At 41.5% G+C, this 13,430-nt stretch carries 15 protein-coding genes and 3 tRNA genes; 11 read left to right on the top strand and 7 right to left on the bottom strand.

What is annotated here, in order from left to right:
* Positions 1-48: 48 nt before the first annotated feature.
* Both CGC50_RS05030 and CGC50_RS05025 read right to left on the bottom strand, forming a co-directional pair.
* Entirely contained in the window at positions 49-1,092 is a 1,044-nt protein-coding gene (locus CGC50_RS05030; protein ID WP_095909940.1) for an FAD:protein FMN transferase, read from the bottom strand.
* A complete protein-coding gene (locus CGC50_RS05025) occupies positions 1,093-1,416 on the bottom strand; it encodes a hypothetical protein (RefSeq protein WP_050769241.1) in 324 nt (107 codons plus the stop codon). It abuts the gene before it with no gap.
* A gap of 248 nt (positions 1,417-1,664) precedes the next feature.
* Here CGC50_RS05025 and CGC50_RS05020 point away from each other — a divergent pair, with 248 nt between their 5' ends.
* The 7 genes from CGC50_RS05020 to CGC50_RS04990 all read left to right on the top strand — a co-directional run bounded on the left by CGC50_RS05020 (position 1,665) and on the right by CGC50_RS04990 (position 7,246).
* Positions 1,665-2,366, top strand: a complete 702-nt coding sequence (locus tag CGC50_RS05020) for a DNA alkylation repair protein (RefSeq protein ID WP_095909939.1) — start codon at positions 1,665-1,667, stop codon at positions 2,364-2,366.
* Positions 2,363-3,037 (top strand): hypothetical protein, encoded by a 675-nt coding sequence (locus CGC50_RS05015; protein ID WP_095909938.1) that lies wholly within the window; start codon positions 2,363-2,365, stop codon positions 3,035-3,037. The genes CGC50_RS05020 and CGC50_RS05015 overlap by 4 nt, the downstream gene beginning before the upstream one ends.
* Before the next feature lie 62 nt (positions 3,038-3,099).
* Positions 3,100-3,540 carry a hypothetical protein gene (locus CGC50_RS05010; protein ID WP_095909937.1) on the top strand — a complete coding sequence of 147 codons (441 nt, stop codon included), beginning with the start codon at positions 3,100-3,102 and terminating at the stop codon, positions 3,538-3,540.
* A gap of 47 nt (positions 3,541-3,587) precedes the next feature.
* Positions 3,588-3,836 carry a hypothetical protein gene (locus CGC50_RS05005; RefSeq protein ID WP_095909936.1) on the top strand — a complete coding sequence of 83 codons (249 nt, stop codon included), beginning with the start codon at positions 3,588-3,590 and terminating at the stop codon, positions 3,834-3,836.
* Positions 3,836-4,252 carry a type II toxin-antitoxin system VapC family toxin gene (locus tag CGC50_RS05000; protein WP_095909935.1) on the top strand — a complete coding sequence of 139 codons (417 nt, stop codon included), beginning with the start codon at positions 3,836-3,838 and terminating at the stop codon, positions 4,250-4,252. Before CGC50_RS05005 ends, CGC50_RS05000 begins: the two co-directional genes overlap by 1 nt.
* 112 nt (positions 4,253-4,364) lie before the next feature.
* A complete protein-coding gene (locus CGC50_RS04995) occupies positions 4,365-7,088 on the top strand; it encodes a calcium-translocating P-type ATPase, PMCA-type (RefSeq protein ID WP_095909934.1) in 2,724 nt (907 codons plus the stop codon).
* Positions 7,089-7,174: 86 nt separating this feature from the next.
* Positions 7,175-7,246: transfer RNA gene (locus CGC50_RS04990), tRNA-Arg, on the top strand.
* Positions 7,247-7,285: 39 nt separating this feature from the next.
* Here the strand turns inward: CGC50_RS04990 and CGC50_RS04985 are convergent.
* Positions 7,286-7,555, bottom strand: a complete 270-nt coding sequence (locus CGC50_RS04985) for a hypothetical protein (protein WP_232781194.1) — start codon at positions 7,553-7,555, stop codon at positions 7,286-7,288.
* 238 nt (positions 7,556-7,793) lie between these two features.
* On the opposite strand from CGC50_RS04985, the gene CGC50_RS04980 reads away from it, so the two are divergent.
* The 4 genes from CGC50_RS04980 (at position 7,794) to CGC50_RS04965 (ending at position 12,158) form a co-directional block, all read left to right on the top strand.
* Positions 7,794-7,867: transfer RNA gene (locus tag CGC50_RS04980), tRNA-Ala, on the top strand.
* Positions 7,868-7,954: 87 nt separating this feature from the next.
* Entirely contained in the window at positions 7,955-8,737 is a 783-nt protein-coding gene (locus CGC50_RS04975) for an ADP-ribosylglycohydrolase family protein (RefSeq protein ID WP_095909932.1), read from the top strand.
* Between the two features lie 363 nt (positions 8,738-9,100).
* The gene (clpB, locus tag CGC50_RS04970) at positions 9,101-11,686 is read left to right on the top strand and encodes an ATP-dependent chaperone ClpB (RefSeq protein WP_095909931.1); all 2,586 of its coding nucleotides are present in this window, start codon (positions 9,101-9,103) and stop codon (positions 11,684-11,686) included.
* Between the two features lie 202 nt (positions 11,687-11,888).
* On the top strand, positions 11,889-12,158 hold the full coding sequence (locus CGC50_RS04965) for a transcriptional regulator (RefSeq protein ID WP_002669266.1): 270 nt from the start codon (positions 11,889-11,891) through the stop codon (positions 12,156-12,158).
* A gap of 76 nt (positions 12,159-12,234) precedes the next feature.
* Here CGC50_RS04965 and CGC50_RS04960 read toward each other — a convergent pair.
* From CGC50_RS04960 to CGC50_RS04945, 4 genes are all read right to left on the bottom strand, one after another.
* Positions 12,235-12,308, bottom strand: a tRNA-Ile gene (locus CGC50_RS04960).
* A gap of 98 nt (positions 12,309-12,406) precedes the next feature.
* Positions 12,407-12,643, bottom strand: coding sequence for a DUF6327 family protein (locus CGC50_RS04955; RefSeq protein WP_002669290.1), 237 nt, complete (start codon positions 12,641-12,643; stop codon positions 12,407-12,409).
* Positions 12,644-12,647: 4 nt separating this feature from the next.
* Positions 12,648-12,998: a hypothetical protein gene (locus tag CGC50_RS04950; RefSeq protein WP_002669195.1), complete on the bottom strand. Its 351-nt coding sequence runs from the start codon at positions 12,996-12,998 to the stop codon at positions 12,648-12,650.
* Between the two features lie 17 nt (positions 12,999-13,015).
* Positions 13,016-13,342, bottom strand: a complete 327-nt coding sequence (locus CGC50_RS04945; RefSeq protein ID WP_002669188.1) for a YtxH domain-containing protein — start codon at positions 13,340-13,342, stop codon at positions 13,016-13,018.
* Positions 13,343-13,430: the final 88 nt, after the last annotated feature.

Genomic DNA, 13,430 nt, shown 5'->3' with positions numbered 1-13,430 from the left:
GGGCAAAGATAGTAATAAAAATGGAACTAACAAGCGAATATTCGCAAATTAATTTTCGGATAAGGTTTGGTTCTCGAACTCTACGGAAAGGTTCTCAGTCACATACTTCTGTATCTGTCCCTTATGGGCTTCATCGGAATAGAGGAGCACTGCCTTGAGCTCTTTGTGCTGTGCAAGGAAGTCCTTAGCCTTCTCTATGCCTCCCAAGGCCATCAGGGTAGTAGCATAGCCATCGGCAAGCATAGCCGAAGGTGCTATCACAGTAGCACTGAGCAGATTACTTGGTTGTGGACGACCTGTCTTAGGGTTAATGGTATGTACATATTTCTGCCCAGAAATCGAATCCGTCCAGAGCTTGCGGTAGTTTCCGGAAGTAGCCAAGCCACAATCTGTTAGCTCCACAGTAGCGATAATCTCCCTATCTTCTTCTGGTTTTTGCAGAGGGTTATCGATACCTATTCTCCAAGGCTTGTCCTTGAGGATATTCTTCCCATAAATAGCCAACTCACCCCCTACTTCTACAATAAAATTGGAGATTTGATTAGAGCGAAAGTAATCGGCAATCACATCGGAGGTATAACCTTGTGCTATCGCGTTGAAATTCAATTGTATATTAGGGTTATCCTTTCTTATAAAAGCACCTCTGGGGGTGTCTATGTAATGCACCTTATCCATACCAGTTAGGGCAAGCAGGCTATCTATCTGCTTTTGAGTAGGCGGGATATGGTTTTCCTTTTTGCCAAAGCCCCAAGCATTGATCAGTTGTCCTATAGAAGGGTCAAAGGCTCCTTTACTCTGCCAATATATATCAAAAGAAGCTGAAAAAACCTTCTCAAAATGTGGATCTATAGGTAGATTTTTTCCCCTGTTTATTTTGGAGATCAAAGAGTTATCTATATAGGTAGACATCGATAGGTCTATGACCTGTAGTATAGAATCAATAGCTGTCTTTTCCACAGGAGCTTTGGCAATATAAGTAATACTATAGGTAGTACCTTGTGCCTCCCCTTTTATATAATAGACATTCTCCTTTGGGGTCGTCTCACAAGCGGTCACTAAGACGGCTATACATAAGGTATATAGATATTTCATTTATTCAATTTTTAAAAGACCTCTGAAATCCACTTGGTAGGACTTGCCATGCTCCAATGGGGCTAATGGGTTGGCTACATCATAGAGCCCTACACCTGCCCAATAGGCATCGCCCTTATGCTCCTGTGCCTTGCGGTGTACAGCTTCCATCAGGACAGGGTCGTATACATCGGGGTCATCCCCTTGCAAAATAGGGCGTACAATGATAAAGCTCTTTTGTCCCTGCGGATCTATACAGACAAACTGAGGGTTCTTCTTGCGGTCACTATTGACCAATAAGAACTCCCAGCCCAGCTCCTGCAAAGCCTCTCCCACGATATTCATCGCCAAATTATGTAATTCTTGTTCGGTAAGCACTTTTTTAATGTTTAATTATCAATGTTCAATGTTCAATGTTCAATGTTCAATGTTCAATGTTCAATGTTCAATGTTCAATGTTCAATGTTCAATGTTCAATGTTCAATGTTCAATGTTCCTCTAAGCAAAGGGCAAAAGTACGAAATAAATAGAGAATTACCACGAAAAACTGTTATTTTTTTGTACCTTTGTCTTCTCTAACGAACCTTCTGATCATGTCCCAAGCAAGCTCCTTTGTACCATTGTTGCTTACGCTGCAAGATATACCCTATGGTGATTTTACACATAAGCTTATCCCTACTCTTTCCCGTGAGCGTATCATAGGGGTACGCCTGCCTGCCCTACGCAAAGCAGCCAAAGACCTTACTAAGCAACAGCCTGAAGCCGTAGCGCTGTTCCTCAACTCACTTCCCCACTACTACCATGAGGAAAACCTCTTACATGGCTTTCTCATAGAACAAGTGAAAGCCTTTGACAAGGCCATCGCCTATACGGAAGCCTTTTTGCCTTATATAGATAATTGGGCGGTGTGTGATACCTTTTCTCCTAAGCTCTTTCAGAAGCACCCAAGGGAGACCTATGTCCATATCCTCCAGTGGCTCAAAAGCCCACAGCCCTACACCATTCGCTATGGCATAGGGCTGCTGTTGTCCAATTACTTAGATGACTACTTTGAGAATGAAATGCTCTCCCTCGTTGCCAGCATCCAGTCGGACGAATACTATGTCAATATGATGATTGCTTGGTACTTCGCCACTGCCTTGGCCAAACAGTACGAAGCAACCCTGCCTCTTATTCAAAGCCAAACCCTCTCTCCCTTTGCCCAAAACAAAACCATCCAAAAAGCGCGTGAAAGCAGGAGAATTACGCAGGAGGTGAAGGATTTTTTACTTCAATATAAATTACCTACAATATGAATCTTTGGCATATACAACTTCACCCCACTGGCGCTACTACTTGGACAACCGAAGACACCCGTCGTATTGTTGCTACGGGCTATATAGGTTGCTCAGGCAAGGCGGTACAGACTTTCGAAAAGCTCCTTGTAGGCGACTTAGTACTGGTACGTTATGGAGCGCAAGTAGTAGCTTTGGTCGCTGTGGAGGATACACCCCGCTTATTGCGGGATTATGAAAAGCATCCTTTGCACTGGTTCTCCCATGGCTGTCGAGTAAAGGCACTTGCCTACTATGACCACCTAAAAATAGGCGGTCGTGGCTGGTACCTGCCCACTACGATCCAACAGATAAAACCTGAGAATGAGATAGCTTACGGCTTTGTAAAGGACTTATGGGAAAAGACAGACACTCACCTGCTTTTTTCTGTAGATTTCAACGAACTCTTGGAGTATGATCTGGTACTATTTTCTCAAAAAGACGCTCGAGAGAATGTATGTGGAGAGCTGATATCCTTATACGAAGGTTTGAAAGTAAATATCTATATGGGCGATGGGGATGAGCAGAACAATCGTGATGACCTTGTTGCCTCGGGCTATGTAACGGCAAACACTACAGAGTACTATCCTTATGTAAAGTGGTGCTGCCGAATAGATGAAAAAGGTATTCGCAGTGAGTCTGAAGTGAAATAAGAATTATTTGCTATTATATTTCCTGAAAAAGTTGTATATTTGCCCCATAAATATTTACAGATATGCAGTATACTATTGACATAGATCCTATTATTTTCCAGAAAGCACAGCTCTATGCGCAGGAAAAAGGCATAGACTTCAACAAATACGTGGAAAAACAGCTTACCCCTTCTCGTGCTCAAGGCACGAAGAAAACCCTTGTAGCGCTCTTAGGGGTTATCGTAGGGATATTAGCTTTATTTGTTTTTGTAGCCTCTCTATTGCCTTTCTTAGGAGAAATAGCTTTTATAGGAGGGGCTGTAGTCATTTTATTATCGGGAGTAGGGCTATATTTTGCTTTTATCTATGGCTTAGCTAAGGGAATACTTATTCTTTCTCTACTGGCTTCTGTAGCTGCCACAGGGATTTCTATCAAAAAATTTATTGATTATAACCAGAACAATACTTCTGAGAATCATCATAGTGAATCTAGTCATGGACACTGGTGGGGTGATGATGATTAAAATCGTATATTTGCACCCATATTACTAACCCCTAAAAACTGACAATCATGCAATACACTATAGACATAGATCCCGTTACTCTTGAAAAGGCTCAACAATGTGCTAAGGAAAATGACTTTGATCTGAATGAATATATAATAGAAAAATTGGAGGAATTCATATCTATTTATGACGAGATGCCTGTTGTTGATTACAGAGAAAAAATGGCTGCTTTTAGAAAACTAAAGGGAGTATTAAAAGGTATGGATTCAGAAGTTGAACGATATAAATATCTTGAAGAGAAAGAATTAGCATAATGAAACAAGTGTTTGTAGATACAAATATCCTTTTAGACTATCTTTTTGAAAGGAGAGGATTTTACAAAAATGCAGAGAGACTCTTTGACTATTGTGCTATGAGAAATATAAAGGTCAATATAAGTTCCTTATCTGTTGCCACAATAGCCTATCTCTTATCTAAAAAATTCAGAATCAGCGAGGTAAAAGAACAATTAGAAATCCTTTATGGGTTTGCCAAGATCCTCCCCTTTAATGAAAGAATCATCTTCTTAGCCCATCAATCCTCGTTTAAGGATTTAGAAGACGCTTTTCAGTATTTCACTGCCAAAGAACACCATATCCCCATGCTCATCACTCGCAATATCAAAGATTTTGCTGTAGATGATCTCTCTATACTCTCTCCCCAACAGTTTTTAGAAATCATGGCAAAGTGATTTTTTACCTATTTCCTCCAAAACTTCTTAACATGGGAAAAATATAAATCCCAAAACCTCTCTTTATTCAGATAAAAATAGTATTTTTGCCCCTTGTAAATGATATCTTTATATGTCTGAAAAACATCACTACAAAGGGCTTACCGATGCCCAAGTTGTTGAAAGTCGCCAAAAGTATGGCGAAAACACCTTTACTGCGGTGGAGGGGGAACCACTCTGGAAACAGTTCTTAGAGAAATTTACCGACCCTATCATCATCATCCTATTGGTGGCGTTGGTCTTTTCTTTTGGAGTTTCTTTCTACGAATATACAGTACATGATACCGGTATCCATGCTTTCTTAGAGCCTGTGGGTATCCTCTTTGCGATTCTTTTAGCCACCGGAGTCGCTTTCTACTTTGAACAAAAAGCAAACAAGCAATTTGAAATCCTCAATCAGGTCAATGACGATATTTATTACAAGGTCATTCGCAATGAACGCATCACTCAAGTGCTAAAGAAGGATATTGTCGTGGGGGACATTGTCATCATTGAGACAGGAGAGGAAGTACCTGCCGATGGGGAGTTGTTGGAGGCTGTCTCCCTTCACCTGAATGAATCCACCCTTACAGGGGAACCCCTCGTACACAAGAGCATTCTTCCAGAGGACTTCGAGGCAGAAGCTACCTATCCTACTAATTATGTATGCCGCGGTACTTCAGTAGCCGATGGACATGGTATTTTTGAGGTAAAAAAGGTGGGAGATGCTACCGAATATGGGAAAGTGTTCGAGGGGGTACAGATCGATGATTCTGTAAAAACACCACTCAATGAGCAGTTAGACCGTTTGGCTGACCTTATTACCAAGGTGAGTTACGGAATTGCTGCCCTTGTCATCGTAGGAAGACTGATTGTTTATTTTGCAGATCCTACCCATAGTTTGGATAACCTTGATTGGGTGTCTTTCGGAGGGTATCTACTTAATACTGTGATGATTGCTATTACAGTAGTAGTGGTTGCTGTGCCGGAGGGGTTGCCTATGAGTGTTACCCTGAGTTTGGCCTACAGTATGCGCAGTATGATGGCTACCAACAACCTCGTACGCAAGATGCATGCTTGCGAGACCATGGGAGCTACTACAGTAATCTGTACCGACAAAACAGGTACACTCACTCAGAATCAAATGACTATCTACGAAACATACTTTAATCAGTTCCCAGATAGTTCTTTCGCCGATCGACTTATCGCCGAGTCTATGGCGGTCAATTCCACTGCTTATCTTGATTTTTCTGATAAGGAAAAACCCAGTGTACTGGGCAATCCTACCGAAGGGGCGCTTCTTCTTTGGCTCTATGGCAAGGGTATCAACTACTTGCCTATACGTGAGGAAAGTGAAGTGCTACAACAGCTTACCTTCTCCACCGAGCGTAAGTATATGGCGACGCTCATCTATTCACCTACGCTAAAGAAAAATATACTCTATGTAAAAGGGGCTCCTGAGATTGTGATGACTTTCTGTCAGGAGGGAGGAAGACTAAATTCGACTCTCTCCCAAGCTGATTTCGAAGTTAAGTTGCTCCAATACCAAAACCAGGCGATGCGCACCATTGGTTTTGCTTACAAGGAAATAGACGATCCTAAAGCGATCATCTCCGAAAATGGCAAGTTAGTAGTCAAAGGATTACATTTTATCGGTGTCACAGCTATTTCTGATCCTGTTCGTGCAGACGTGCCTGCAGCTATTGAGGAATGTATGCAGGCGGGCATTCAGGTGAAGATTGTAACAGGGGATACCCCAGGTACTGCCAAGGAAATTGCTCGACAGATACGCCTATGGGACGAGAGCTGTACCGATCGCAACCATATCACAGGAGCTGAGTTTGCCACTATGAGCGATGCTGACCTCTTGGAGCGTGTGAGTGACCTTAGAGTCATCTCTCGTGCACGTCCGCTGGACAAAGCGCGCTTGGTGAACCTGTTGCAACAAAAAGGAGAAGTAGTCGCTGTAACTGGTGACGGGACTAACGATGCCCCAGCGCTCAAGGCGGCTCAGGTAGGACTTTCCATGGGCGATGGTACCTCTGTAGCCAAGGAAGCCAGTGATATTACTATCTTGGACAACTCCTTTAGTAGTATTGGCAAGGCGGTGATGTGGGGGCGCTCGCTCTACTTGAACATTCAGCGCTTTATTCTCTTCCAGATGACGATCAATGTGGCTGCGTGTATCATTGTGCTCATTGGGGCTTTCTTAGGGGTAGAATCACCTTTGACTGTAACCCAGATGCTATGGGTGAACCTTATTATGGATACTTTTGCGGCTTTGGCTTTGGCATCCTTGCCACCAAGCCACCGTGTGATGCATGACAAGCCACGTCCACGCAAGGCAAATATCATCAGCCGTGCCATGGCCAAGGGAATCTTCGGGGTAGGTGGATTCTTTGTATTACTACTCTTTGGATTTATACAATATTTTAAAAACGAAGATATTACCAGCTTGACACAATTCTCTTTAGGGGACTATATGAGCCACTTCTTTCACTTTGGAGCACCCAAGGGAAGCCTATCTGCTTATGAGCTTTCGTTGTTCTTTTCCATTTTTGTATTCTTGCAGTTCTGGAATATGTTCAATGCCAAAGCCTATCGTACAGGAAGGAGTGCTTTCCATAATATGGGTAAGAGCCAAGGTTTCTTGATGATTGCTGCAGCGATTGTCTTAGGACAAGTATTTATCACTACCTTTGGGGGAGGAATGTTCAGTGTAACTCCATTGCAGTTAGTGGATTGGGCTATTATCATCGGAGCCACCAGTATAGTACTTTGGATAGGAGAAATCCGTCGTTCAGTTGCCAAAGGTTAGTAAACAGAGGCCAGTTTAAGAATTAACAAATAATAATTAATAATTAATCATTATTTTTTGTATCTTTGCGCCTCAATAATAGAAGGGGTCTCATAGTTCAACGGATAGAATAGAAGTTTCCTAAACTTTTGATCCAAGTTCGATTCTTGGTGAGACCACTTTTTCAAAAACTATCTTGATGTTTTTTCAGGATAGTTTTATTTTTTCTCCAAATCTATTTTGTTAAGAAGCCCATTGATGATAAGGGCAAACAAAGTCCCCAGAGGGAAAGATAATAGGGCTACAGAAAGAAAGGCGCAAGGAAAGAACAAAGGGATATATCGCTGCACAAAGTAAAAAACTTCTTGATATGCATAGCAAATCCCCCAGATCATAGGATAACGGATACCAGTAGGGGAGAGCTCTTCTTCTCTATAGAGGAAGAATCCTATAAAGAAAATGATAAATACCAATAGCAAGAAGGCCATAAGGTAGAATAGCGAAAAGTCTTTTAGTAGCTTACACTTTATTTGTTTGGGTATGAGGAATAAAATCTAATATTCTTCGGGCAAAATTACGAAAATATTTTTGAAGAAAAGGTTTCTATAACAAACATCTGTATATTAGGTATTCATTTGTTATATCTTAGAGCGTTCTGGAAGAAAAAAATAAAAAAAGATTAGGAAGATTCAGAAAAAAGGTGTACCTTTGCCGCTGAAAAATAATGGGGGATTGGCGCAGCTGGCTAGCGCGTTTGCATGGCATGCAAAAGGTCACGGGTTCGAATCCCGTATTCTCCACTTCTATAAGTACAAATGACCAATAACTAATCCTCTTGGGTATTAGTTATTGGTCATTATTCATTAATCATTCATTCACTATTCGTTATGTTAGGTGCTATTATAGGAGATATTGTAGGTTCTCGATATGAGTTTGCCAATATCCATACTACAGATTTTGAGTTGTTTACTTCTGATAACAGCTTTACCGATGATACTATATGTACCATCGCCATCGCTGATGCACTGCTTCATGGAAAATCTTTCAAGGATAGTCTGCTCTATTGGTGTAGGAGATACCCTTCGCCTATGGGATCTTATGGAGGGCGTTTTGGTCAGTGGATACGTAGTGAAAATCCACAACCATACAATAGTTTTGGCAATGGTTCTGCTATGCGTGTCTCTCCTTGTGGTTGGTTAGGGAGCATGGACCAGGTGCTAAGTTTTGCTCGCGAGAGTGCTGAATGTACTCACAACCATCCAGAAGGGGTCAAGGGTGCTGAGTGTGTCGCTTATGCCATTGCTTTGGCTCTTGAGGGAAAAAACAAAGAACAGATAAAAAAGAAAGTCTGCTGGCTCTATGGGTATGACCTCTCTATGACTTGTCAGGAGCTTCGCCGAACATATCGTTTCGATGAAACTTGCCAAGGGACAGTACCACAAGCCATTATCTGCTTTTTAGAAAGCCACGATTTCGAGAGTGCCCTTCGCCTTGCCGTCTCCATAGGGGGTGATAGTGATACCCTTGCCGCCATTACAGGCGGTATAGCCGAGGCTTATTATGGTATTCCTAAAGAAATTGAGCAGAAAGCACTTACCTATCTGCCTGAGGAGTTTAAGGATTTGATCAGGGAGTTTAGAGAAAAGATAATAAGACGAATCAAGGAGTAAAATATACCAGTTTGTCATTTTTTAATACAGAATACAAAGACGCAATTTATTGCATCTGCGTCTATTAATGCCTTCTCAAGATTATATTTCTTCATTAGATACTTTCTGTAATAAGAAAACATGTCATTTTTACATGTTTTAATCAATTGAAAATCAAAATAAATTTCTTTTTCTGTAAGTATAAAATCTTAAAAACATGCCAATTTGTCAGTTTTTGAGATTTGGAATACTTCTTGATAGATAAGGGACAAGGAGGGGGAAGAAAGTGAAGAATTAAAAGAACAACCTAATTCTATAATTCTTTAATTTCTAAGAACCTCACTCCTTAATAATTAATTCTATAACCCTTAAATTGTAAAGAAAATGAATTTTGACAACTATACTATTAAGTCCCAAGAGGCTATCCAAAGAGCTCAGCAACTGGCTCAGGGTCTTGGGCAACAAGATATCCAAGTAGAGCATATCTTCAAGGGTATCCAAGAGGTGGACAATAACGTACTGCCTTTTGTACTTAAAAAGTTGCAAGTGAATACCGCTACACTCTCTCAAGCGGTGGATAAGGCTTTGGCTTCTTATCCTAAGGTACAGGGAGGTCAAATGTCGCTCTCTCGTACCGCAGGAGAAGTACTTCTGGAAGCAAGTAATATTGCTAAGAAAAGGAATGATGAGTATGTCTCCATAGAGCACTTGCTCTTGGCTATTTTCAAGGTAAAAAACCAAGTAGGACAAGCGCTCAAGGAACAGGGAGTGACTGAAAAGGAATTTGAGAAGGTCATTACCGAGCTTCGCAAGGGCGAGCGTGTTACTTCCGCTTCAGCAGAAGATACCTACAATTCACTCAATAAGTATGCGAAGAACCTAACCCAGTTGGCACACAGTGGCAAGCTAGACCCTGTCATCGGGCGTGATGAGGAGATTCGTCGTGTACTTCAGATTCTTTCCCGTCGTACCAAGAACAATCCTATGCTCGTAGGGGAACCTGGGGTAGGGAAGACAGCTATTGCCGAAGGACTAGCACACCGTATTGTCAATGGAGACGTGCCTGAAAATCTAAAAGATAAAACAATCTATTCCTTGGATATGGGGGCTCTTATTGCAGGAGCGAAGTACAAGGGAGAGTTCGAGGAACGACTCAAATCGGTAGTAAAAGAAGTAACTTCTTCCGATGGTAATATCATTCTTTTTATCGATGAAATCCATACTCTTGTAGGAGCAGGTGGAGGAGAAGGGGCTATGGATGCCGCTAATATTCTAAAACCAGCTTTGGCACGTGGAGAACTTCGCGCCATTGGGGCAACAACTTTGGATGAATACCAGAAGTATTTCGAAAAGGATAAGGCACTAGAGCGTCGTTTTCAAAAAGTAATGGTCGAAGAGCCTGATACTGAGAGTGCTATTTCTATTCTTCGTGGTATCAAGGAAAAATATGAAGCACACCATAAGGTACGTATCAAGGATGAGGCTATCATTGCAGCGGTAGAGCTCTCCGAGCGATATATTCCTAACCGCTACTTACCGGACAAGGCTATTGACCTGATGGATGAGGCGGCTGCTAAGCTTCGTATGGAGATCAACTCCAAGCCTGAGGAGCTCGATGTACTCGACCGTAAGATCATGCAGCTGGAGATTGAAATAGAGGCCATCAAGCGTGAAAATGATGAGGAAAAACTCCGTATGCTCAATGCAGAGGTAGGTAACCTAAGGGAAGAACGCAATGCTCTCTTTACCAAATGGCAGGGAGAAAAGACCCTTGTGGACGAGATACAAGCCGCCAAGAACAATATAGAAAACTATAAGATAGAGGCCGAGCGTGCCGAACGTGAGGGTAATTATGGTAAGGTGGCCGAACTCCGTTATGGGAAGATAACCCAAGAGGAAGAAAAGCTTGAAGCACTCCAAAAGGAAATCGACAAGCATGAGATGACCATGATCAAGGAAGAGGTTACCCGTGAGGATATCGCTGAGGTGATTGCCAAATGGACGGGAGTGCCAGTAACCAAGATGATGCAGGGCGAGCGTGAAAAGCTCCTTCACTTAGAGGAAGAGCTTCACAAGCGCGTAGTAGGACAGGAAGAAGCCATCGCGGCTGTTTCTGATGCTATCCGCCGTAGTCGTGCAGGCTTGCAGGATCCTAAAAAACCTATAGGTTCTTTCCTTTTCTTAGGTACCACTGGGGTTGGGAAAACCGAGCTTGCCAAGGCCTTGGCCGAATATCTCTTTGACGATGAGAATGCCATGACTCGTATCGATATGAGTGAATATCAGGAAAAACATGCGGTGAGCCGTTTGGTAGGAGCACCTCCCGGATATGTAGGGTATGACGAAGGTGGACAACTCACCGAAGCCGTGCGTCGTCGCCCTTACTCTGTAGTCTTATTGGATGAGATAGAGAAGGCACACCCTGATACGTTCAATATTCTTTTGCAGGTCTTGGACGAAGGACGACTTACAGACAATAAGGGGCGTACGGCCGACTTCAAGAATACGATTATTATCATGACTTCCAATATGGGTAGCCACCTCATTCAGGAAAGTTTTGAAAAATATAAGGATACAGAGGAAGCCACCGAGAAGGCAAAAGAAGAAGTACTACAATTGCTCAAGCAAACAGTGCGTCCTGAATTTATCAATCGTATAGATGATATAGTAATGTTTACACCTCTTACTCAGGACAATATCAAGCAAATTGTACGCTTGCAGTTGGGTGGTATCATCAAGTTAGTAGCCCGTGAGAACATCACCTTGGAGGCTACCAATGAAGCGATAGATTACTTGGCTAAGCGTGGATATGATCCTCAGTTTGGAGCACGACCTGTAAAGCGTGTTATCCAGAAAGAAGTAATGAATGCTCTTTCCAAGGAAATACTCCAAGGAAAGATCAAGGCAGGTAGTCTGGTATTGATAGATTCCTTTGACAATGGCCTTGTCTTTAGAAATAAAACTGAATAGTTTTAAATTGTAATAATTTAGAGACACTTTTTATGAGTAAAAAGTGTCTCTAATTTTTTTAATGAATTAGACTGATTGTAGAGAAGATTTTAAGCAAATTATGATTAATAAGTAAAGCCTCATAAAATTAGTGTAGATATATGTAGGGGCGAATGGCAATTCGCCCTATATAAGAAGAGCAAAAAATATTGACAAAATACTTATGGAGGAATGTGAAAAAGATAATGATTGGGATTTTGTCAATCGTTACAAAAATGGAGTAGAGTTTGTCTATGAAATAGAGTTGGACGGTATAAGCAAACAGCTTCCTGAACTCAATATGGCTGAGTTGGCACGCAGAATAGCCGTTAGCCCAGTGATGATAAGAAAATATGCAACGGGGAAAAGTAAGGCATCCGAAAAAAGACTTTTAGAAATTCAAAATGGAATAAGAGAGATAGGGAAGGAGTTGTCTCAGATAACATTGTTATAGTGATCCCTAGCTTAAGGCAGTTCTACTTACAAATAACAAAAGCACTTACATGATTGTAAGTGCTTTTTCTTTGAGGTGGTCCAGCTTGGGCTCGAACCAAGGACCCCCTGATTATGAGTCAGGTGCTCTAACCAGCTGAGCTACAAGACCTCGCTTTTTTCAGGGTGCAAAAGTACAACCTTTTTTGCATATATCAAAATTTTACACCTTATTTTTTTAAAAAAATAGTGTAAAATATTGGCTACTACCTATCTAAAAAATCTTCTAAGCAGAAATCCTGCTGCTAAGGAAAGAAGGCTCTTCTGCTTGCTCACAAAGGCTTGTGTAAGTTCAGAGACAGAGTCTGAGAACAACTGAGAAACGGAGAGATTGCGTACAAGAGTCTGATAGTCAGTCTTTAGGCACATCAAGTCTACGTCCTTTTTAAGCTTTAGGGCGTGTAGGTCTTTTTCTATTTCATCCAGTGAGGTGTATTTTCTTTCCATAGTACTATTCTTTGAAATATATTTCAGATAATTTTCCTAATATAGGCTTGTGTACAAAACTCTTTCTCCATTTGTAGATAACAAATAGAATGATAAGGAATACACTTCCCATGATGAGGAATCCTAAGGCCATACTACCGAGCCATTCTCCTAAAGCAAAAGCAGAGGCACAAGCTAAGAAAAACGCAATGATTAGCACAAAGAGGGCTACCACAAATAGGCTTACAAAGCCCATAGTGGACTTGGCTATGATACGGAATATATATAGCTTGTAGTACTCTGAATGAGAATTCAAGGTGGACTGTACCTCATCGGGGAGGGTCTGTGCGGTTTCCTTTAGTTGCTGGAGTGCCATAATGATTTGCTTAGGGGTTATTTTTGAAATTTAGCATTGGCCTTTTTTAGGTCCTCGAGTTTACGCTCTAAAGCATTGATAAGTTCCTCTGCCTTATAGCTAGACTTGGAAAGAAGTTTCTCTACATTTTCCTCCAAGGTGCCTTTGAATTTGAGCTTTTTCTCCTTCAAATCCTCATTCAGGTGAGTGAGACGATCTCTGAGATTGTCAGAAACTCCTTCTAAGGACTTGCGGATACGCTTGCGTGTTTTCTTTCCTTCGTCAGGAGCAAAAAGAATTCCTACTCCTGCACCAATAGCAGCTCCTACAAGCAGAGCAGCTAATGCATTTCCTACTTTAGACATAACGGTAATATTTAATATTTACTGCAAAGTTACATTTTTATTTCTAAATAAAAACATTTTAAGGTGTTATTTTTTTCAAAAAGAAATA

This window comes from Capnocytophaga gingivalis (genome assembly GCF_002302415.1).
Classification (GTDB): domain Bacteria; phylum Bacteroidota; class Bacteroidia; order Flavobacteriales; family Flavobacteriaceae; genus Capnocytophaga; species Capnocytophaga gingivalis.
This window is presented reverse-complemented; position numbering and strand designations above follow the sequence as displayed.

Bases quoted from the DNA above. Each gene is read 5' to 3' on its own strand.
- CGC50_RS04975 (WP_095909932.1), top strand. From the start codon at position 7,955: ATGTTAGGTGCTATTATAGGAGATATTGTAGGTTCTCGATATGAGTTT.
- CGC50_RS04995 (WP_095909934.1), top strand. From the start codon at position 4,365: ATGTCTGAAAAACATCACTACAAAGGGCTTACCGATGCCCAAGTTGTT.
- CGC50_RS05005 (WP_095909936.1), top strand. From the start codon at position 3,588: ATGCAATACACTATAGACATAGATCCCGTTACTCTTGAAAAGGCTCAA.
- CGC50_RS05020 (WP_095909939.1), top strand. From the start codon at position 1,665: ATGTCCCAAGCAAGCTCCTTTGTACCATTGTTGCTTACGCTGCAAGAT.
- CGC50_RS05015 (WP_095909938.1), top strand. From the start codon at position 2,363: ATGAATCTTTGGCATATACAACTTCACCCCACTGGCGCTACTACTTGG.
- CGC50_RS05000 (WP_095909935.1), top strand. From the start codon at position 3,836: ATGAAACAAGTGTTTGTAGATACAAATATCCTTTTAGACTATCTTTTT.
- CGC50_RS04965 (WP_002669266.1), top strand. From the start codon at position 11,889: ATGGAGGAATGTGAAAAAGATAATGATTGGGATTTTGTCAATCGTTAC.
- CGC50_RS04950 (WP_002669195.1), bottom strand. From the start codon at position 12,998: ATGGCACTCCAGCAACTAAAGGAAACCGCACAGACCCTCCCCGATGAG.
- CGC50_RS04955 (WP_002669290.1), bottom strand. From the start codon at position 12,643: ATGGAAAGAAAATACACCTCACTGGATGAAATAGAAAAAGACCTACAC.
- CGC50_RS04945 (WP_002669188.1), bottom strand. From the start codon at position 13,342: ATGTCTAAAGTAGGAAATGCATTAGCTGCTCTGCTTGTAGGAGCTGCT.
- CGC50_RS05025 (WP_050769241.1), bottom strand. From the start codon at position 1,416: ATGAATATCGTGGGAGAGGCTTTGCAGGAGCTGGGCTGGGAGTTCTTA.
- CGC50_RS04985 (WP_232781194.1), bottom strand. From the start codon at position 7,555: ATGGCCTTCTTGCTATTGGTATTTATCATTTTCTTTATAGGATTCTTC.
- CGC50_RS05010 (WP_095909937.1), top strand. From the start codon at position 3,100: ATGCAGTATACTATTGACATAGATCCTATTATTTTCCAGAAAGCACAG.
- CGC50_RS05030 (WP_095909940.1), bottom strand. From the start codon at position 1,092: ATGAAATATCTATATACCTTATGTATAGCCGTCTTAGTGACCGCTTGT.
- clpB (WP_095909931.1), top strand. From the start codon at position 9,101: ATGAATTTTGACAACTATACTATTAAGTCCCAAGAGGCTATCCAAAGA.